General features: G+C 60.1%; 19 protein-coding genes and 1 tRNA gene. 7 read left to right on the top strand and 13 right to left on the bottom strand.

The window, feature by feature from the left end; all coding sequences use genetic code 11:
- Positions 1 to 137 precede the first annotated feature (137 nt).
- From LOY38_RS22710 to LOY38_RS22695, 4 genes are all read right to left on the bottom strand, one after another.
- Positions 138 to 211, bottom strand: a tRNA-Gly gene (locus LOY38_RS22710).
- A 275-nt stretch (positions 212 to 486) separates the two neighbouring features.
- The gene (locus LOY38_RS22705; RefSeq protein ID WP_258697148.1) at positions 487 to 1,371 is read right to left on the bottom strand and encodes an alpha/beta fold hydrolase; all 885 of its coding nucleotides are present in this window, start codon (positions 1,369 to 1,371) and stop codon (positions 487 to 489) included.
- Between the two features lie 315 nt (positions 1,372 to 1,686).
- On the bottom strand, positions 1,687 to 2,379 hold the full coding sequence (locus tag LOY38_RS22700) for a pseudouridine synthase (RefSeq protein ID WP_258697147.1): 693 nt from the start codon (positions 2,377 to 2,379) through the stop codon (positions 1,687 to 1,689).
- A 33-nt stretch (positions 2,380 to 2,412) separates the two neighbouring features.
- On the bottom strand, positions 2,413 to 2,631 hold the full coding sequence (locus tag LOY38_RS22695; protein WP_258697146.1) for a cysteine-rich CWC family protein: 219 nt from the start codon (positions 2,629 to 2,631) through the stop codon (positions 2,413 to 2,415).
- Between the two features lie 203 nt (positions 2,632 to 2,834).
- On the opposite strand from LOY38_RS22695, the gene LOY38_RS22690 reads away from it, so the two are divergent.
- Together LOY38_RS22690 and LOY38_RS22685 are read left to right on the top strand one after the other, a co-directional pair.
- Positions 2,835 to 3,077, top strand: a complete 243-nt coding sequence (locus LOY38_RS22690) for a hypothetical protein (RefSeq protein ID WP_258697145.1) — start codon at positions 2,835 to 2,837, stop codon at positions 3,075 to 3,077.
- Between the two features lie 210 nt (positions 3,078 to 3,287).
- The gene (locus LOY38_RS22685) at positions 3,288 to 3,758 is read left to right on the top strand and encodes a hypothetical protein (RefSeq protein ID WP_258697144.1); all 471 of its coding nucleotides are present in this window, start codon (positions 3,288 to 3,290) and stop codon (positions 3,756 to 3,758) included.
- A 54-nt stretch (positions 3,759 to 3,812) separates the two neighbouring features.
- On the opposite strand, the gene LOY38_RS22680 is transcribed toward LOY38_RS22685, so the two are convergent.
- Positions 3,813 to 4,925: an enoyl-CoA hydratase/isomerase family protein gene (locus LOY38_RS22680; protein WP_258700777.1), complete on the bottom strand. Its 1,113-nt coding sequence runs from the start codon at positions 4,923 to 4,925 to the stop codon at positions 3,813 to 3,815.
- A gap of 132 nt (positions 4,926 to 5,057) precedes the next feature.
- On the opposite strand from LOY38_RS22680, the gene ung reads away from it, so the two are divergent.
- Positions 5,058 to 5,750, top strand: coding sequence for a uracil-DNA glycosylase (ung, locus tag LOY38_RS22675; protein WP_258697143.1), 693 nt, complete (start codon positions 5,058 to 5,060; stop codon positions 5,748 to 5,750).
- Positions 5,751 to 5,852: 102 nt separating this feature from the next.
- Here ung and LOY38_RS22670 read toward each other — a convergent pair whose 3' ends face one another.
- From LOY38_RS22670 to LOY38_RS22650, 5 genes are read right to left on the bottom strand one after another with little or no spacing between them, the layout of a single operon-like run.
- Positions 5,853 to 6,893, bottom strand: a complete 1,041-nt coding sequence (locus LOY38_RS22670; RefSeq protein ID WP_258697142.1) for an AbrB family transcriptional regulator — start codon at positions 6,891 to 6,893, stop codon at positions 5,853 to 5,855.
- A complete protein-coding gene (locus LOY38_RS22665) occupies positions 6,886 to 8,400 on the bottom strand; it encodes a tripartite tricarboxylate transporter permease (protein WP_019580849.1) in 1,515 nt (504 codons plus the stop codon). Before LOY38_RS22665 ends, LOY38_RS22670 begins: the two co-directional genes overlap by 8 nt.
- Position 8,401: 1 nt before the next feature.
- The gene (locus tag LOY38_RS22660; RefSeq protein ID WP_258697141.1) at positions 8,402 to 8,860 is read right to left on the bottom strand and encodes a tripartite tricarboxylate transporter TctB family protein; all 459 of its coding nucleotides are present in this window, start codon (positions 8,858 to 8,860) and stop codon (positions 8,402 to 8,404) included.
- 58 nt (positions 8,861 to 8,918) lie between these two features.
- Positions 8,919 to 9,896: a tripartite tricarboxylate transporter substrate binding protein gene (locus LOY38_RS22655; RefSeq protein ID WP_258697140.1), complete on the bottom strand. Its 978-nt coding sequence runs from the start codon at positions 9,894 to 9,896 to the stop codon at positions 8,919 to 8,921.
- Positions 9,897 to 9,939: 43 nt separating this feature from the next.
- Positions 9,940 to 11,232 carry an OprD family porin gene (locus tag LOY38_RS22650; protein ID WP_258697139.1) on the bottom strand — a complete coding sequence of 431 codons (1,293 nt, stop codon included), beginning with the start codon at positions 11,230 to 11,232 and terminating at the stop codon, positions 9,940 to 9,942.
- Positions 11,233 to 11,453: 221 nt separating this feature from the next.
- Between LOY38_RS22650 and LOY38_RS22645 the strand changes: the two genes are divergently transcribed.
- On the top strand, positions 11,454 to 12,125 hold the full coding sequence (locus tag LOY38_RS22645; RefSeq protein ID WP_007898613.1) for a response regulator: 672 nt from the start codon (positions 11,454 to 11,456) through the stop codon (positions 12,123 to 12,125).
- A complete protein-coding gene (locus LOY38_RS22640; protein WP_258697138.1) occupies positions 12,118 to 13,506 on the top strand; it encodes a sensor histidine kinase in 1,389 nt (462 codons plus the stop codon). The genes LOY38_RS22645 and LOY38_RS22640 overlap by 8 nt, the downstream gene beginning before the upstream one ends.
- A 176-nt stretch (positions 13,507 to 13,682) precedes the next feature.
- On the opposite strand, the gene LOY38_RS22635 is transcribed toward LOY38_RS22640, so the two are convergent.
- Both LOY38_RS22635 and LOY38_RS22630 read right to left on the bottom strand, forming a co-directional pair.
- Positions 13,683 to 14,504 (bottom strand): HDOD domain-containing protein, encoded by an 822-nt coding sequence (locus LOY38_RS22635; RefSeq protein WP_258697137.1) that lies wholly within the window; start codon positions 14,502 to 14,504, stop codon positions 13,683 to 13,685.
- A 35-nt stretch (positions 14,505 to 14,539) separates the two neighbouring features.
- Positions 14,540 to 15,481, bottom strand: a complete 942-nt coding sequence (locus LOY38_RS22630; protein ID WP_258697136.1) for a folate-binding protein YgfZ — start codon at positions 15,479 to 15,481, stop codon at positions 14,540 to 14,542.
- Between the two features lie 149 nt (positions 15,482 to 15,630).
- Here LOY38_RS22630 and LOY38_RS22625 point away from each other — a divergent pair, with 149 nt between their 5' ends.
- Both LOY38_RS22625 and LOY38_RS22620 read left to right on the top strand, forming a co-directional pair.
- Entirely contained in the window at positions 15,631 to 15,885 is a 255-nt protein-coding gene (locus tag LOY38_RS22625) for a succinate dehydrogenase assembly factor 2 (protein WP_007898624.1), read from the top strand.
- A complete protein-coding gene (locus LOY38_RS22620; protein WP_258697135.1) occupies positions 15,869 to 16,321 on the top strand; it encodes a protein YgfX in 453 nt (150 codons plus the stop codon). The genes LOY38_RS22625 and LOY38_RS22620 overlap by 17 nt, the downstream gene beginning before the upstream one ends.
- Here LOY38_RS22620 and nadB read toward each other — a convergent pair.
- Positions 16,290 to 17,906, bottom strand: coding sequence for an L-aspartate oxidase (gene nadB / locus LOY38_RS22615; RefSeq protein WP_258697134.1), 1,617 nt, complete (start codon positions 17,904 to 17,906; stop codon positions 16,290 to 16,292). The genes LOY38_RS22620 and nadB overlap by 32 nt on opposite strands.
- Positions 17,907 to 17,943: the final 37 nt, after the last annotated feature.

Below are 17,943 nucleotides of genomic sequence, written 5' to 3'. Positions count from 1 at the left end.
TGATGTGATCGCGGATGGTTGTTTATTGGCGCGGAGGGAAGGGGGTGTGCGATTGGAAAGTAGGTTGGGATGGAGGGAATGCTGATCAGGGATCAGGGAGGGGAAGTCCATATTTGCTGGGGCGTGGTGCTGTGTTGTGGAGCGGGTAGAGGGAATCGAACCCTCAACTAAAGCTTGGGAAGCTTTCGTTTTGCCACTAAACTATACCCGCATTACACATATTTCTTTGCTCACAAAACGGGATGTCCTATAAGAACCCTCGTTATCAGCTTGGGAAGCTGGAGTAATGCCATTATACGACACCCGCTCAGAGCGGCTGACTTTGTACCAGATGTGAGCGCGGATTTGAAGTTTTTCTTTATGGCGATGGCTTTAGCACAGGTGAAACGAACCAGAGACCGCTTTGCGGTCTATCGCGGGCAAGCCTCGCGCCTACAGGAGTGCGTTCAACACGGTAGGGCGGAGCTTGCTCGCGATGACTCTGTTTCAGATTGCCAGTGCATGGTGGTCCTGGACGTAGTGGTAACGCGGTCGGCTTTCGAGTTGCGCCGGTTTCAGGAAGCCCAGCAGTGCATTGCGGCTGTCCTGGCAAGCGGTTTTGTGTTCCATGTCGAGAAAGTGGCCGGTGGCCTGAAGGGTACTGAAGGTGCTGTGTTGCACATGGCCAGCGAACAGCCTGGCATCGGCGGCGGTGGTGTACTCGTCCCATTCGCCGTTCATGAACAGTACCGGCACGTTGATTTTCTTCGCCGCGTTCAGGTAGCACTGGCGGTCGCTGTTGAGTACGTCGTTGATGTGGAAATGCATCTGCCCGTATTCATGTTCGGCCAAGCTGCTGACGTGACGGTAGTTGAAGCGCTTGAACAGCGAGGGCAGGTGTTTGCCAATGGTGCTGTTCACCAGATGGCCGACCCGGTCACCGTCACGGCTGCCGAGGTAGTCGACACCGCGTTCAAGGTAGTCGAGCATGTGTTCGTTGACCACCGGCGAGAACGAGCTGATCACAGCCTTTTCGATGCGCCGTGGCCGTTGGGCGAGGGCGACGAGCGTGGCAGCGCCACCAAAGGAAAACGACAGCACGTGTTCGGCGGCGAAGTGGTCGATCAGCTCAAGGAGGATCTGCCCTTCGATTTCCTTGGTGAGCATTTTCTCATGCAGGTTGTGCGCTTTGGACTTGCCCGCGTAGGGCTGGTCGTAGCACACCACATTGAACTGCGGATAAAGGTTTTTCACGGTCTGTGCAAACGACGCAGTCGTGGACATCGAGCCGTTGACCAGAATAATGGTCTTCTCTGCGGCGTCTGCGCGATAGAACTCCGTGTAAACCCGATACTGACCCTGTATATCCAGCACAGCGATTTCTGGCCTCATGTCAAAGACTCCTGGCAAGCGGGTATGCGCGCAAATCAGATTGCACGAGCTTTGTGACAGGTAGGCATACGCCTGGAATTTTTGAAGGCCCATGTCGATCCATTGAAGGCCGGTCGACGGGTATTGTTATAAGCGGGCAGTTTGCCGGGGGAATGCGGAACCTGAGGGTTCTCTGCCGGCAAAAAGTTTCTTAGAGTAGTTTTGGTGACTCGTCGGTCACATTTCGCGCCGACGTCCTGATTCAAGCAGGGGTCACGTCATCGCGCAAGTATCTTTCGTAAAATGTTCGACAACTTCTGCTGAGCGGTCGTCTGCTTAGATCAATCGGATCTCTTCGTCGCTCAGCGGCCGGTATTCGCCAGGCTTCAACGCGTCGTCGAGCAGCAGCGGCCCCATGCGTTCGCGGTGCAGGCGCAACACCTTGTTGTCGAAGTGGCCGAACATCCGTTTTACCTGATGATAGCGGCCCTCGACAATGCTCAAACGCGCCGATTTTGCTCCGAGCACGACCAGTTCGGCAGGTTGTGTGGTGAGGTCTTCGAAGGCGAAATACAGCCCTTTGGCGAAGGTGATCGCGTATTCGGCAGTGATGTCCTGCTCGGTCTCGACGTAGTAAACCTTGGGCAGTTTGGTTTGCGGTTGGGTCAGGCGTCGCGACCAGGTGCCGTCGTTGGTGATCAGCATCAGGCCGGTGGTGTTGAAGTCCAGGCGACCGGCAATGTGCAGGTCATCCTTGTCCGGTTCATGGATCAGGTCGAGCACGGTCGGGTGTTGCGGGTCGCGGGTGGCGCTGACGCAGCCGGGCGGTTTGTGGAGCATGAAGTAGCGGGTCGGTTTACCGACTTGCAGCACCTCATCGTCAACTTCCACGCGGCTGAACTCGAGCACCTCGGCGTGAGGGTCGCTGACGATGTTTCCGTCGACCCTGATGCGCTTTTCCACCAGCAACAGGCGTACCTGCTTGCGGTTGAAGCGGGGCAGGTTGCTGAGAAAGCGGTCAACGCGCATGACTAGGGATCGGTGGGAAAAGGGGGGCGCATCTTACGTGATCGGCCAGGCGGCTGCTTGCAACTGCACCTCGACCCGGGCACAGGCCGGGCACAGGCAGGACTTGTCGCGCAGCTCGGCCGGCAGCGCCTGGAGCACCGCCGGGTCGATGCTGACGCCGTAGCACCAACAGGCATGATCGACGGTTCGCGGGTCAGCCAGGCTGCAGTCGTTGGAGGCGCCGCAGGCCGGGCAGAGGTCAGGTTTATTCATGAAGGGGGCATTCGGTTACGGCCGGTTTGTCTGGCCCGAGACCGCGCATGATCGGCCGGCAAGCACTCCTGCGCAAGCCGGCTGCAGCTGGCCGCTGATCTGAAGGCCAGACGCCGTCTGGCACTCGGTGCCGGTTTGAAAGTCAAAACAGGTGTCAGCCGGCCTGTGCCGACTGCTGTTTGCGGGTCTTCCAGGAGGCCGCCATGCTTTGTCAGAAAAAGCTCCGCCGAATACTGCTCTGTGTGTTTTTTGGTTTGGGCTTGTCCGGCTGCTATTACTACGTAGGTGGTGCCGACGTTTATTCGACACCTTATTACTACCCTGGCTATTACTACTCTCCTTACTACTACGGCGGCCCGCGTTTTTACGGGGGCTATCGCTATTTTTACTACGGTGGACGTGGACCCCGTCATTACCACGGTGGACACTATCGCGGGCATCGTTGATCAGGTCATGAATACGATGGCGCGTCCGGTCTTACGGAGGCGCCATTTTCTTTCGGTAGATGAAAAAACTTTCATCGACTACTTGTTTCAACGTGTTGCAAGAGCGCACCAGATTCCGATTTCACTGTCTGATCTTTCGACAGTCGCGAACAATTGACTGTCGCCTGCCAGCGTCGCTGGCATGGCTCACCCGCGGTCCAGGAGGCCGCCATGCTCTGTCAAAAAAAGCTCCGCCAAATTCTGCTGATTGTTTTATCGGGACTGTCTCTTGGTGCATGCGTGCCCTATTCCGATGGAGGATCCGGCTATTACCGTTCCGAGGTCTATACATCCCCAGCACCGTATTACTCCGGTGGCGGGTCTTATTACTCCGATGGCCGTTACTACTCCGCGCCGCGCCGGTATTACTCACCGCCTGCACGGTATTACCAGCCAACGCCGCGTTATTACCACCAGCCGCGGGTTTATCAATCGGCACCACGTTATTACCAGCCGGCGCCACGAGCTGACTACCGCGTCTACCAGAATCGTGGATGGGACCGTCATGACCGCGGCGGCTGGGACGGCCGTCAACGAGGCGGTCGGAACGATGACTATCGAGGCCACAATAGGTCGGATCATCGTGGCGGTAGGGGCGATCACCGTGATGGCGATCGGGATGGCCGAGTCAACCACCGGTAAACCACTCAATGAAAAAGCGGTGCATTAAGCGCCGCTTTTTTTTGTGCCCGATTTTTAGTATTCCGAGAGATCAGCCAGAGGATGCCGGCCTTCCCAGGCCTTATGGAAATGCGCCTCCACCGCAGCCTCCGGCACATTGTTGATGTCCGGCCAGTGCCAGTGAGGTTTCCGGTCTTTGTCGATCAACCGTGCCCGCACGCCCTCGCTGAGCTCCGGATGACGGCAGCAATTGAGGCTCATGGTGTATTCCATCTGAAAGACTTGAGCCAGCGACAGGTGTCGGGCGCGGGCGATCTGTTCCCATACCAGATGAGCGGTCAGGGGCGAGCCTTCAGTCATGGTCCTGGCAGCACGGCTGAGCAGCAAGTCGGGGTGATCGCGTAACAGGCTGATGGCCTTCCAGGCGCAACGGACATCGCTGACATCCAGCAGCTCGTCGATCTGCTGGCGTCGTGGCAACCACTGCGCTTCGGGCATTTTTACGAGCGCTTCCTGCTGCAAGGCCTTGAGCAGACTGTTGAGCTGCATGGCTGTCTGTTCCTGCCAGTTCAATTGCAGCAAGCCTTCGATCAGTTGTTGCTGTTGTTCATCGCGCAAAAAACGGTCAGCCAGGTCCAGATCGATCGCATCACGACCGTTCATCTGGGCGCCGGTCAGGCCGAGAAACAACCCGAGCTTGCCGGGCAATCGCGACAGAAACCAACTGGCGCCGACGTCCGGGTACAAGCCGATGCCGATCTCCGGCATTGCCAACCGGCTGCTCGGTGTGACTATCCGAATGCTTGCCCCTTGCAGCAGCCCCATGCCACCGCCGAGCACATAACCATGCCCCCAACAGATCAACGGTTTCGGGTAGGTGTGCAGGTTGAAGTCAAGGCGATATTCTGCCGCAAAGAAGTGTGCAGCCAGGGGCGGCACTTCTCCGGGATGGGCGCGACACGCCTCCACCAGACTGCGCACTTCACCGCCGGCGCAAAAAGCCTTGGGGCCATTGCCGCGCAGCAGCACGCAAACGATCTGTGGTTCCTTGGCCCAGGCGTCCAGTTGATCGCGCAAGGCGTTGATCATCGGCAAGGAGAGGGCGTTGAGGGACTTCTCGGCATCCAGGCTGGCGATGCCGATGCGTGCGCCGTCGGTGCCGGTGAGTTCTTCGAAGTGCAGATTCATCATGACCTCGATCGGGAATTTGAGCGTTCAGTATGATCGTTCTATAGGAAAGTGCCGTATCTGCGTCAGATCAATTGACAAGGGAGATAGGGTTTCCTAGGGTTCGCCCCATTGTTTTTGCCGGATGTAACCATGACTGCCGACGACCGTATCAAACTCGAACCGAGCTGGAAGGAGGCCCTGCGTGCCGAATTCGACCAGCCTTACATGGCAGAGTTGCGCACATTCCTGCAGCAGGAGCGCGCGGCGGGCAAGGAGATCTATCCGCCAGGGCCGTTGATTTTCAACGCACTCAATTCCACGCCGCTGGACAAGGTCAAGGTCGTCATTCTTGGTCAGGACCCTTATCACGGCCCGGGCCAGGCCCATGGGTTGTGCTTCTCGGTGCAACCGGGCGTGCCCGCTCCGCCGTCGCTGGTGAACATCTATAAAGAGTTGAAACGCGACCTGAACATCGACATCCCCAACCACGGCTACCTGCAGAGCTGGGCAGAGCAGGGCGTGTTGATGCTCAACACCACCATGACCGTGGAGCGCGCGAATGCCAACGCCCATGCGGGCAAGGGCTGGCAGTACTTTACCGACCGGATTATCGAAGTGGTCAGCGAACACCAGCCCCATCTGGTGTTCCTGCTGTGGGGCGCACATGCCCAGAGCAAGCAGAAACTCATCGATGCCACCAAGCACCTGGTACTGACTTCGGTTCACCCCTCGCCGCTGTCCGCCTATCGCGGCTTCCTCGGTTGCGGGCACTTCAGCCGGGCGAACAAGTTTCTGGAGCAGAATGGCGAGACGCCGATCGAGTGGCGGTTGCCGTCGGTCTGATGTGTTGACCGGGAGGGCCCTATCGCGGGCAAGCCCGCTCCCACAAGGACTGCGCGGCCCCTGTGGGAACGGGCTTGCCCGCGATGAAAGCGACTCGGTCTATCAGGGTGAGTCCGGCTCCCGGTTCCAATACCGAAACAACGGCTCCGCCAGAAACAATACAAACAACAACCGCATCACCTGCATCGCCGTCACCAGCGGCACCGACAATTGCAGGGTCTCCGCCGTCAAACTCATCTCGGCAATCCCTCCGGGCATCATGCCCAGCGTCAGCGAGCGCAGATCCAGATGGGTCAGCGCGCTCAACCCCAGCGCCGCCAATGTGGCGATCAACATGGTCAACGCCGTGCCGATCAGGGTGCGGCCCATGAAGGACGGTGCCCGCCGGAAGAACTGCCGATTGAAGTGACAACCCAACCCGCTACCGATCAGCCACTGGCCGATCTGGCTGCCGCCGTTGGGCAGTCCAATGTGCAGGTCCCAACCAATACTCATCGCCGCACTTACCAGCAGTGGCCCGAACAACCACGGATTGGGTTGACGCAGGCGCTCCCAGATCCAGGCGGCCAGGGCGCCCGCCGGGAACAGAAGGGCCAGCCACCACCCGTTGACGGTCGATGGATGCAAGACCAGCGCACCGCCGCCCAACAGATACTTGAACGCCGCCGGCACACACAGCACCACCACCAACACCCGCAGACTTTGTCCCGCCGCGACACGGCTGAGCACCGCGCCGTTGCGGGCGCCGAGGTTGACCATCTCCCCGGAGCCGCCGGGCATGCTGGAAAAGAACGCCGTGGCGCGATCTTCGCCAGTACGCCGCATCAACCAGACCCCGACCACCGCGGACAGGCTGGTGACCAACGCACCGAAGAAGATCAGACCGAAGTGGCTCAGCACCTGCTCCATCACCACCGGAGTGAAGTGCAGGCCGATGCCGATACCGACGATCCACTGGCCGCACTTGCGGCCGCCAGGGATTTCCGCCAATTGCCAGGGAGTCAGACAGCGCACCAGGATGATCGCCAGCAACGAGCCGACCATCCACGGTAGCGGCCAGCCGATCTGGCTGGCGAGGTAACCGCCCAGCAGACCGACCAGCGGTGTTCCCCACCAGGCTTTGAAAGGTGTTCGATCAGACATCGGCAATAGCGCGCCGGGCGACCGAACGTTTGCGCCAGATGCGCAGCAGTGGCATCAGCAACATGATTGCAGTCAGCACCCAGCAACCGAACGTGATCGGGCTCGACCAGAGAATTTCCAGCGCACCGTTGGAAATCGACAGCGCACGACGCAGGTTTTGCTCCATCAGACCACCAAGGATGAAACCCAGCAGTACCGGCGACAACGGGAAGTCGAGCTTGCGCAGGATGTAGCCGAAGATACCGATGCCGATCATCAGGAACAGGTCGAACGTGGTGGCATGCACCGCGTAGACACCGATCCCGGTGATGATCGCGATCACCGGCACCAGCGCCCAGTTTGGCACGGCGAGGATGCGGGTAAAGATGCGGATCATCGGAATGTTGAGGATCACCAGCATCACGTTGGCGACGAACAACGACGCGATCAGGCCCCAGACGATGTCCGGTTGCTGTTGGAACAACAGCGGGCCGGGGGTGATGTTGTACAGCGACAGCGCGCCGATCATCACTGCCGTGGTACCCGAACCCGGAACACCAAGAGTCAGCATCGGTACCAGTGCACCGCAGGCGGCGCCACCGATGGCGGTTTCCGGAGCCGCGAGGCCACGCATGTCGCCTTGTCCGAACGTGCCCTTGGCGCCGGCGATACGTTTCTCGGTCATGTAGGCCACAGCACTGGCCAGCGTCGCGCCGGCACCCGGCAACACGCCCATGATGAAACCCAGCAAACCGCAACGGACGTTCACCACAAACACCGCCGAGGCTTCCTTGAAGTTGAACATCATGCGCCCGGTGGCTTTCACCGCTTCCTGACCTCGGTGGGTTTTTTCCAGCAGCAGGAGGATTTCGCTGATGGAGAACAGGCCCAATACCAGCACGACGAACTGAATGCCGTCCGTCAGGTGAATGTTATCCCCGGTGAAGCGGTACACGCCGCTGTTGGCGTCGATGCCGACGCTCGACAGAAACAGACCGATCAGCGCCGCAATGAAAGTCTTGAGCGGTCGATCACCGGCCATGCCGCCGAGACAGACAATCGCAAACACCATCAGCACGAAATATTCCGCCGGGCCGAAGGCAATCGCCCATTTCGCCAGCAGCGGGGCGAACAGCACCATGCCGCAAGTCGCGATGAACGCGCCGATGAACGAACTCCACGCCGACAACGACAGCGCTACACCGGCCAGGCCCTTGCGGGCCATCGGGTAACCGTCGAGGGTGGTCATGACGGTGGAGGCTTCGCCTGGAATGTTCAGCAGGATCGAGCTGATCCGGCCACCGTATTCGCAACCCAGGTACACCGCCGCCAGCAGGATCAGCGCCGACTCCGGTGGCAGGCCGAGGGCGAATGCGATGGGAATCAGCAACGCCACGCCGTTGATCGGACCCAGCCCCGGCAGCAGCCCGACGACGGTGCCGATCAAGGTGCCGCACAGTGCGGTCACCAGGTTGTACGGGCTCAGCGCAACGCCGAAACCCTGACCCAAATAGCCAAGAGTATCCATGTCAGTTCTCCAGAACGTCGAGCACGCCCAACGGCAGTGGCACGTCCATCAACTTGTCGAACAGCAGATAAAGACCGATGGCCATCAGGCTGATGATCACTGCGCTGGGCAGCCAGCGGCCGCCATACAGGCGTGCCATCGGGACCCCGATCAGAATGCTGGCGACGATGAAGCCAAGAGGTTCGAAGGCCCCGGCGAACACCAGCAACAGCAGCACGCAGAGGCCGATTTTGGTCAGGGTTTCGCGGTCCAGTTTCGGGTCGTCATCGCTGTGCACGATCGGCGCCGGCCGAAACACCATGTACAGCAAAGCCAGGCCCATCAGGCCGAGCATCAGCAGGGGGAAGGCGCGAGGCCCGACCGGTTCGTAGGAAAAAGCCGCTTGATACGGCCACGCCATCAGCGCCAGGCCGACACAGGCCAGCAACAGCACCGAAGCGAAAATGCGTTGTATGAGCATGCGGAACTCCTGGGCCACGACCCCGAGAACCGGGGCCGCAGCCGCTAGACAGAGGCGATCACTGGATCAGGCCGAACTCTTTGGCCAGCACTTTGTAGTCCGCGACCTGCTTCTTCACGTAGGTGTCCAGCTCCGGGCCGGTCATGGCGAACGGGAACAGTTCACGCTGATCGCGCAGCTTGGCGAAATCCTCGGAGGCCAGCAGTTTGTCGAAGGCGTTTTTCCACCAGGCGTAGTCTTCGTCGCTGACTTTTGGCCCGAGGTAGAAACCGCGAACCACGGGCCAGACGATGTCGTAGCCTTGCTCTTTAGCGGTCGGAATGTCTTTCATTTCCGGCTCGTCCAGACGCTTCTCGGAGAACACCGCCAGCAGGCGCATGTCGCCGCTCAGGATGTGTGGCATGGAGTCGGAGATGTCGGTGCTGCCGACCTGGATGTGGCCGCCGAGCAGGGCGGTGGCAATTTCACCACCGCCTTCGAGAGCGACGTAACGCAGGTCGCGCGGGTTGATCCCGGCGGCTTTGGCGATCAGTGCGGTCTGCATCCAGTCCTGGCTGCCGACGGTGCCGCCGGAACCGATCACCACTTTGCTCGGATCTTTCTTCAGCGCCTGAACCAGGTCGTCCAGGGTCTTGTAAGGCGAATCGCTTTTCACCGCGATGGCGCCATAGCTTGTGCCGACAGCTGCCAGCCAACGAACGTTGGTTTCATCGAAGCGACCGAACTTGCCTTGCGCCAGGTTCAGCAGCGAACCGCTGGACCACGCCACCAGCGTGCCGGCATCGGCGGGGCGCTGAGCGACCACCGCGTTGTACGCCACCGCGCCGACACCGCCGGGCATGTAGGTCACGCGCATCGGTTTGGTCAGCAGTTTTTCGTTGACCAGCGCGCTCTGCGCCAGTTTGCAGGTGAGGTCGAAACCGCCGCCTGGCGAGGCCGGCGCGATGCATTCCGGACGTTTCGGTTCGGCCATCAATTGGCTGGCAAACAGCACACAGCTGGCGGCGAGAGCAACTTTACGCATTGATAAGTTCATTTGAGTCTCCACGGGCATTCATTATTGTTATTGAACGTGATGTTTACCAAAGGGCAACGCTATAGCTCACCAGCAGACGCACTTCATCGGCATCGCGAGCGGAGTAGTTGGAACGGTAGGTGGCATTGCGCAGGCGTACGGCGACATCTTTCAGGGCGCCGCTTTGTACGACGTATTTGATCTCGGTGTTGCGTTCCCACTCTTTGCCCTCATCACCGTTCTTGAGCTTGATGTTGTCACCGCTCAGGTAACGGCTCATGAAACTCAGGCCGGGAATGCCGAGTTTGGAGAAATCGTAGTCGTAACGTGCCTGCCAGGAACGTTCTTCGGCGCCGGCAAAGTCATTGATCTGCACGAAGTTGACCAGGTACGGATCGCTGCCATCCACATAAGGGAACGCACTGTCGCCAGACATGTGCTGATAGCCGGCGCTGAGTTTATGCCCGTTCAAGGCGTAGCTCACCAGCCCGTTCAGGGATTTGTTGTCGATCTTGCCGCCTCGGGCCGCGCCCTCGTCGTCACTGATGGCCAATCGCAGGTCGGTGCCGAAAGTACCGGGGCCGAACGGTTGCGAGGCGACCACGCCAAGGAAGTGCTGGTTATAGACTTCATCGAGTTGGGCGAAGTGGTAGCTGCCGGTGATCTTGTCGGTGAATTTATAGTCCACACCGCCAAAGTCAAAATGCTTGCCGGCCACGGTGCCGGCGAAGCGGCTGTTCTTGTTGTTGAGGGCGATGTCCTCGAAGTCGGTGCTGTCGCGGTCCTTGGCTTTCTCCAAACGCCCGCCGGTGAAGGTCAGGTTCTTGATTTCTTTGGAGGTCAGCAGGCCGCCTTCAAAGGTCTGCGGCAGAATGCGCCCGTCGTTGGGTTTGAGAATTGGCAGTTCCGGAATCAGGCTGCCGATTTTCAGTTCCGTGGCGGAGATCTTCACTTTACCGGTCAGGCCGAGCTTGGAATACTCGTCAGCCGCGCGCCCGTCGTCATGGGTCGGCAACAGACCGGTGCCAGTGCGATCGGGACTCGAATCGAGTTTTACCCCCAGCATGCCCAGTGCATCGACACCGAACCCCACGGTGCCATCGGTGTAACCCGATTGCAGGTTGAGCATGAACCCCTGGGCCCATTCGTCCCGCTTGGATTGCTGGGCGCTGGTGCCGTCGCGAAAGTCGCGGTTGAAATACATGTTGCGGGTTTCGAAGGTTGCCGTACTGTCTTCGAAGAAGGCAGCCTGGCTCAACGGCGAAAAGCCGGCGAGGGCGGCGGCACTGGCAAGGGCGGTCTGGCTGAGGCGGGAAAAACGAGCAGGTGGGCAAACCTGAAGCTGCATGGACAGCATGGTGACGTACTCCGTTTATTGTTCTTATTGGCGAAAACGCTTCGAGGCGTTTTTCGTATAGCGACGGCAGTCGAAACTGTCCGTGGCTGGACTCTAACCGGCCAACCTTTCGCTAACCTTTCAGCTGACTTTCACGGTTTTCGGGCTTCACAGCGACGGATGCGGCTGTAAACTCCGCGCCAAAGAATGGCGTCGACCATCCCTGAATGAGGTAAAGATCCATGCGTGTTCTGCTCGTTGAAGACCATCTGCAGCTTGCCGAAAGTGTCGCTCAGGCGCTCAAGAGCACCGGGCTGACCGTGGACGTGCTGCACGACGGCGTGGCGGCCGACCTGGCCTTGAGCAGCGAGGAATACGCCGTGGCGATCCTCGATGTCGGCCTGCCGCGCATGGATGGCTTCGAAGTGCTGGCGCGCCTGCGAGCGCGGGGCAAAAACCTGCCGGTGCTGATGCTGACCGCCCGCAGCGACGTCAAGGATCGGGTCCATGGCCTGAACCTTGGGGCTGACGATTACCTGGCCAAACCCTTCGAACTGACCGAGCTCGAAGCCCGGGTCAAAGCCTTGCTGCGCCGCAGTGTGCTCGGCGGTGAGCGTCAGCAGCGTTGTGGTGTGCTGGCCTATGACTTGGACACCCGGCGCTTCACCCTTGGCGAAGAATTGCTGACCCTGACTTCCCGCGAGCAGGCGGTGCTCGAAGCCCTGATCGCCCGTCCCGGTCGGGTGATGAGCAAGGAGCAACTGGCTGCCCAGGTCTTCGGCCTGGACGAGGAGGCCAGTCCCGATGCCATCGAGATCTACGTCCACCGCTTGCGCAAAAAACTTGACGGCCAACCGGTGGCCATCGTGACCTTCCGTGGCCTTGGTTATCTGCTGGAAAGCCGCGATGCATAAGCTCAGCAGCCTGCGTTGGCGGTTGCTGTGGAACCTCGCGCTGCTGCTGGTGGTGTTGATGCTGGCCAGTGGTTTGAGTGCGTACTGGAACGGTCGCGAAGCCGCCGACACCGCTTATGACCGGACCTTGCTGGCCTCGGCGCGAACCATCGCTGCGGGCCTGTCCCAGCGCGACGGTAGCCTCAGTGCCAACGTGCCTTATGTGGCCCTCGATACGTTCGCCTACGACAGCGCCGGGCGGATTTTTTACCTGGTCAACGACATCAATCAGAAGCTGATCTCGGGCTACGAAAACCTGCCGGCACCGCCGCCGGGAACGCCGCGCACCGATGACTATCCGGCGCTGGCGCGTTTCTACAACGCCACTTATCAAGGGCAGAACGTGCGGGTGGTCAGCCTGCTCAAGGCGGTCAGCGAGCCGAACATGAACGGCATGGCGGAAATCCGCGTGGCGGAAACCGATGAGGCGCGGGTCCGCATGGCTCGCAGCCTGATGGCCGACACGTTGTTGCGTCTGGGCATGCTGGCGATCGGTGCGCTGCTGCTGGTGTGGTTTGCGGTCAGTGCGGCGCTGCGTCCGCTGGAACGCTTGCGCACGGCGGTGGAAGAGCGTCAGCCCGATGACTTGCGGCCTTTGCCGTTGGTGGAAGTGCAGCATGAGTTGGGGCCGCTGGTGCGTGCGCTCAATCACTTTACCGAGCGTTTGCGCGGGCAGTTCGAGCGTCAGGCGCAGTTCATCGCCGATGCGGCCCATGAATTGCGTACTCCATTGGCGGCGCTCAAGGCACGACTCGAACTGGGCTTGCGGTCGAACGAACCCGAAACCTGGCGCAGCACCCTGGAAACCGCCGCCCAGGGCACGGATCGCCTGACCCATCTGGCCAATCAATTGCTCTCGCTGGCACGGGTCGAGAATGGCGCCCGGGCCATCGCCGAGGGTGGTGCGCAGTTGCTCGACCTCAGTCAATTGGCCCGTGAACTGGGCATGGCCATGGCGCCGCTGGCCCATGCACGCGGCGTCGCACTGGCGCTGGAAGCCGATGAGCCGGTGTGGCTGCGCGGCGAGCCGACGCTGTTGAACGAACTGTTGAGCAATCTGGTGGACAACGCGTTGGCCCACACGCCGCCGGGCGGCAATGTGATCCTGCGGGTCACGGCACCGGCGGTGCTGGAAGTCGAGGACGATGGCCCGGGGATTCCCCTCGAAGAGCGGGATCGGGTGTTTGAGCGCTTTTACCGGCGCAACCAGCAGGTGGTCGGGTCGGGGCTGGGCCTGGCCATTGTCGGCGAGATCTGCCGCGCTCACCTGGCGCAGATCAGCCTGCACGATGGCGAGCAGGCGGGGTTGAAGGTGCGGGTGAGTTTTATTGCGGGAGAGTGAACACAACCCTGTGGCACAGAGGCTTTTGTGGCGAGGGAGCTTGCTCCCGCTGGGCGGCGAAGCAGCCCCAAAACCATACAGCGCAGTATTTCAGTTAAACCCTATTTATCGGGTTTACGACTGCTGCGCAGCCGAGCGGGAGCAAGCTCCCTCGCCACAGTTGCTTGTGTTCACAATCAGTAAAACATCGATCGCGATTCTTCCAGATCCTTGCATATCGCCTCGTTCTCCAGATCGATCCCCAGTTTCTTGAGGGCCGGCACGCTGAACGGGTCGATACGGGCCAGTGGATGATCGGGGTCCTTGTGGCAATACAGGCTGGCCACTTGCACCAGATCGACATAATCGACCCGCTCCGATTGCCGCTTGAAATCCAGATACAGCCCTGGCAGTTGCACCAGCATTTCCGGAAACTCCCAGACCCTGAGCAATTTATCGCCAAGCAGCGGATGAATGCGGTCGATCACATGGTTGAGGCTGACCGGATCCGCCAGCAATTCATAGTGATCTTCGGCGTAGGTCAGGATCGGCAGCACGCCAATCTGATGCACCAGGCCGCCAAGGGCTGCCTGATCAGGCTTGAGCTGCGTGTAGCTGCGGCACAACGCATAGCTGACGCCGGCGATTTCCAGGCTTTTGCGCCAGACCTCGCGCATTTTCTGTTCCACCACTTCGGAACGGGCATTGAAGATCTGTTCCATCACCAGACCGATGGCCAGGTTGCTGCTGTAGTTGACGCCCAGTCGGGTGATGGCCGTGTGCAGGTCAGTCACTTCCTGGGTCGCGCGCAGCAACGGACTATTGACCACTTTGATCAGTCGCGCCGACAGCGCGGTATCGCGGCCAATCACTTTGCTCAGGGTACTGACACTGATTTCCGGGTCTTCGGCGGCCTTGCGAATCTGCAGGGCCACTTCCGGTAATGTTGGCAGAACCAGGTCATCGTTATCGATGGCCTCAACCAAATCCTGTTGGACCTTATCCGCCAGCTCGCTCATTTCTTTTCTCTAGGGTATTGCGACAAGTGCTGCTGTTAACGCTGGATTTCGCGATCACGATCCAGTTGGTAAGGCAGGTCGAGCAGTTGCAGGCCCGGACCTTCAAGTGCGCCAAGGTGCAGGTTGTCATCTTCTACGGCTTCGGCTTGGAGCACGGCCAGGAGCTCAATGTTTTGCCCGGCGCGGGCGGCCAGCACCACTTCACCGATCGAACTGCCATGAGTGGGGGAGAACAGTGGGGTGCCGGGTTCCGGCAATTCACCGACCTCCAGTTGCAGGCGATACAGGCGACGCTTGAGTTTGCCCAGATACTGCATGCGCGCAACGATTTCCTGGCCGGTATAACAACCCTTCTTGAAGCTCACGCCACCGACGGCTTGCAGATTGAGCATCTGCGGGATGAACAGCTCGCGGGTACTCGGCATGACCTGACCGATCCCGGCGCGGATCTGGCCCAGCAGCCATTGGTTCAGATCGCTTTCGGCTAACAGGGCGGACAGCTTGCCCTTGACGGTGTCGGCTTGATCGGAGCCAACCCAGAGTTCTGCGCGCTCAGGCGAGACGCGAAGGGCGATCAGGCCGTCATTACGCACGACGCTGTCGGTGTCGGCCGGCAGCACCAGGCCCAGACTGGCCAGTGCTGCATCGCCATGCTCAAGACCAAAACGAACCCAGTGGGCACTTTCATCGGTCAGTTTCGATTTGGAGAACACCGCGTACTTTTTCAGGTCCGCCAGTTGCGGCTCCAGCAGTTCGCTGGCCATCGCCATCAGCACACCGTCGCCTTCCAGCAGAATCCGGAAACTCGACTGCATCCGGCCTTTCTGCGTGCAGCGCGCGCCAAGGCTGGCCTGGGTGTCGCTCAGGTAATTAAGGTTGCAAGTCAATTGGCCTTGCAGAAATTTGCCGGCATCCGCGCCGCGTACCGCGAGAACGCCTTCGTGAGACAGGGTGCAGAAAAAAGCAGAATCGGCCATGGGTCATCGCAGGGTAAAGAGTCCGAAGGACATCATAAGGGGGCGCCCATGAAATGGGTAGTTCACAAAGGATCATCGGTGCCCGACCAAAGCCGACTGTTCGGCTCGCCTCGGGGCTGTATACTTGCGGCCTATTTGAGGAGCGCTCCATGGTCGAAGATGTTGAACTGAATCGCCTCTACTGGCACAGCCGCCGCGGCATGCTTGAGCTTGACGTGTTGCTGGTGCCGTTTGTGAAAGAGGTCTACCCGCACCTCAACGAGGTTGATCGCGCGTGCTACGTCAGGCTGCTCGAGTGCGAGGATCAGGACATGTTCGGCTGGTTCATGGAGCGCGCCGAATCGGAAGATCCGGAGCTTCAGCGCATGGTTCGCATGATCCTGGATCGTGTCCAGCCCAAGTAACGCGTTCGAATGCCGCTGGCATGCCTCACGGCAGTTGCTGGCGGCCTATCTTCTGGCCCAGCTGTTCGCGCTGGGTTCGCTGCTTCTTCTCTCTATACCACTCTGGGCCAGCCTGCTCGGCTTCGTACTGTGCGTGGCTCACGGTTTCCGGGCGTTGCCGCGACACATTCTTCTGACACACCCGCAGGCCTTTTGTGGCTTGCGTCGCGATGCCGATGGCTGGCAGTTGTGGAATCAGGCGATGGGTTGGCAACCCGTGCAGCTACGGCCGGACAGCCTGGCGTTGCCGCTGGTCGTGGTGCTGCGTTTTCGTCTGCGGGGCGAGCGACGGGTCAGGGCGATATGCGTGCCGCGGGATTCGCTGGCGGCGGATTTGCACCGACGCCTGCGGGTTCGGCTTAAGTTCAGTCGGCGTAGGTGGGCGGCACCAGAATAGTGTCCAGGGCGACCGGTAGCATGTTCGGGTAGTCGAGGGTGTAATGCAGGCCGCGACTTTCCTTGCGCTCCATGGCTGACTGGATCATCAGCTCGGCCACTTGGGCCAGGTTACGCAATTCGATCAAATCCCGACTGACCTTATAGTTGCTGTAGAACTCGTCGATTTCGTCCAGCAACAGACGCACCCGGTGCTGGGCTCGTTGCAAGCGCTTGTTGGTGCGCACGATGCCAACGTAGTCCCACATGAATCGCCGCAATTCGTCCCAGTTGTGCGCAATGATCACGTCTTCATCGGAATCGGTGACCTGGCTCGCATCCCACACGGGCAGGGCGGTCGGAATCGACACCTCTGGCAACTGCTCAAGAATGTCCGCTGCAGCCGAACGGGCGTAAACGAAGCATTCCAGCAGTGAGTTGCTGGCCATGCGGTTGGCACCGTGCAGGCCGGTGAAGCTGGTTTCGCCAATTGCATACAGGCCCGGCACGTCGGTGCGGCCCCGCTGATCGACCATCACGCCGCCGCAGGTGTAGTGCGCCGCGGGTACCACCGGGATCGGCTGCTTGGTGATATCGATGGAGAATTCCAGGCAGCGTTCATAGACCGTCGGGAAGTGCGTCTTGATGAAGTCTTCAGGCTTGTGACTGATGTCCAGGTAGACACAGTCGATACCCAGGCGCTTCATCTCATGGTCGATAGCACGGGCGACGATGTCCCGTGGTGCCAGCTCGGCTCGTGGGTCGAAGCGCGGCATGAAGCGTTCGCCATTGGGCAGTTTCAGGTGGCCGCCTTCGCCGCGCAAGGCTTCGGTGATCAGGAAACTCTTGGCTTGCGGATGATACAAGCAGGTCGGGTGGAACTGATTGAACTCCAGGTTTGCTACCCGGCAGCCCGAACGCCAGGCCATGGCGATGCCATCACCACAGGCGCCGTCGGGGTTGCTGGTATAGAGGTAGACCTTTGCCGCGCCGCCCGATGCAAGGATCACGAAGCGCGCGCCGTAGGTGTCGACTTCACCGGTTCCGCGGTTGAGCACATAAGCGCCGAGGCAACGGTCGCCTTCAAGGCCCAAGCGCTTTTCGGTGATCAGGTCGATGGCGACCCGCTGTTCCAGCAATTCGATGTTGGGACGCTGTTTGGCCTGGTCGAGCAGGGTTCTGAAGATCGCCGCGCCCGTCGCATCGGCGGCGTGGATGATGCGCCGATGACTGTGACCGCCTTCGCGGGTCAGGTGAAACTCGAAACCACCGTCTTCGGTGCCGGACTGTTCATCGCGGGTAAAGGGCACGCCTTGATCGATCAGCCATTGAATGGCCTCTCTGCTGTGTTCGACGGTAAAGCGCACGGCGTCTTCATGGCACAGACCGCCGCCGGCGTTGAGGGTGTCATCGACGTGGGATTCGACAGTATCGGTGTCATCCAGAACGGCGGCGACACCGCCCTGGGCCCAGAAAGTCGAGCCATTGGCGAGGTCGCCTTTGCTCAATACGGCGATGCGCAAATGACCGGGCAAGGTCAGCGCAAGGCTCAAGCCGGCAGCACCGCTGCCAATTACCAGAACATCGTGTTGAAACTGTTGGCTCATTTCAGGATTCCGCTCAAAGCGACCCGGGTCGGGGGTG

The sequence above is a fragment of the Pseudomonas sp. B21-015 genome (assembly GCF_024749285.1).
In the GTDB taxonomy this organism is placed as follows: Bacteria; Pseudomonadota; Gammaproteobacteria; order Pseudomonadales; family Pseudomonadaceae; genus Aquipseudomonas.
Note: the sequence above shows the minus strand (reverse complement) of the source record. Positions and strands in the feature narration are given on the sequence as shown.

What these genes read in the sequence shown, in the direction of transcription:
- LOY38_RS22705 (WP_258697148.1), bottom strand. Translation starts at nt 1,371, where the DNA reads ATGAGGCCAGAAATCGCTGTGCTGGATATACAGGGTCAGTATCGGGTT.
- LOY38_RS22700 (WP_258697147.1), bottom strand. Translation starts at nt 2,379, where the DNA reads ATGCGCGTTGACCGCTTTCTCAGCAACCTGCCCCGCTTCAACCGCAAG.
- LOY38_RS22695 (WP_258697146.1), bottom strand. Translation starts at nt 2,631, where the DNA reads ATGAATAAACCTGACCTCTGCCCGGCCTGCGGCGCCTCCAACGACTGC.
- LOY38_RS22690 (WP_258697145.1), top strand. Translation starts at nt 2,835, where the DNA reads ATGCTTTGTCAGAAAAAGCTCCGCCGAATACTGCTCTGTGTGTTTTTT.
- LOY38_RS22685 (WP_258697144.1), top strand. Translation starts at nt 3,288, where the DNA reads ATGCTCTGTCAAAAAAAGCTCCGCCAAATTCTGCTGATTGTTTTATCG.
- LOY38_RS22680 (WP_258700777.1), bottom strand. Translation starts at nt 4,925, where the DNA reads ATGAATCTGCACTTCGAAGAACTCACCGGCACCGACGGCGCACGCATC.
- ung (WP_258697143.1), top strand. Translation starts at nt 5,058, where the DNA reads ATGACTGCCGACGACCGTATCAAACTCGAACCGAGCTGGAAGGAGGCC.
- LOY38_RS22670 (WP_258697142.1), bottom strand. Translation starts at nt 6,893, where the DNA reads ATGTCTGATCGAACACCTTTCAAAGCCTGGTGGGGAACACCGCTGGTC.
- LOY38_RS22665 (WP_019580849.1), bottom strand. Translation starts at nt 8,400, where the DNA reads ATGGATACTCTTGGCTATTTGGGTCAGGGTTTCGGCGTTGCGCTGAGC.
- LOY38_RS22660 (WP_258697141.1), bottom strand. Translation starts at nt 8,860, where the DNA reads ATGCTCATACAACGCATTTTCGCTTCGGTGCTGTTGCTGGCCTGTGTC.
- LOY38_RS22655 (WP_258697140.1), bottom strand. Translation starts at nt 9,896, where the DNA reads ATGAACTTATCAATGCGTAAAGTTGCTCTCGCCGCCAGCTGTGTGCTG.
- LOY38_RS22650 (WP_258697139.1), bottom strand. Translation starts at nt 11,232, where the DNA reads ATGCTGTCCATGCAGCTTCAGGTTTGCCCACCTGCTCGTTTTTCCCGC.
- LOY38_RS22645 (WP_007898613.1), top strand. Translation starts at nt 11,454, where the DNA reads ATGCGTGTTCTGCTCGTTGAAGACCATCTGCAGCTTGCCGAAAGTGTC.
- LOY38_RS22640 (WP_258697138.1), top strand. Translation starts at nt 12,118, where the DNA reads ATGCATAAGCTCAGCAGCCTGCGTTGGCGGTTGCTGTGGAACCTCGCG.
- LOY38_RS22635 (WP_258697137.1), bottom strand. Translation starts at nt 14,504, where the DNA reads ATGAGCGAGCTGGCGGATAAGGTCCAACAGGATTTGGTTGAGGCCATC.
- LOY38_RS22630 (WP_258697136.1), bottom strand. Translation starts at nt 15,481, where the DNA reads ATGGCCGATTCTGCTTTTTTCTGCACCCTGTCTCACGAAGGCGTTCTC.
- LOY38_RS22625 (WP_007898624.1), top strand. Translation starts at nt 15,631, where the DNA reads ATGGTCGAAGATGTTGAACTGAATCGCCTCTACTGGCACAGCCGCCGC.
- nadB (WP_258697134.1), bottom strand. Translation starts at nt 17,906, where the DNA reads ATGAGCCAACAGTTTCAACACGATGTTCTGGTAATTGGCAGCGGTGCT.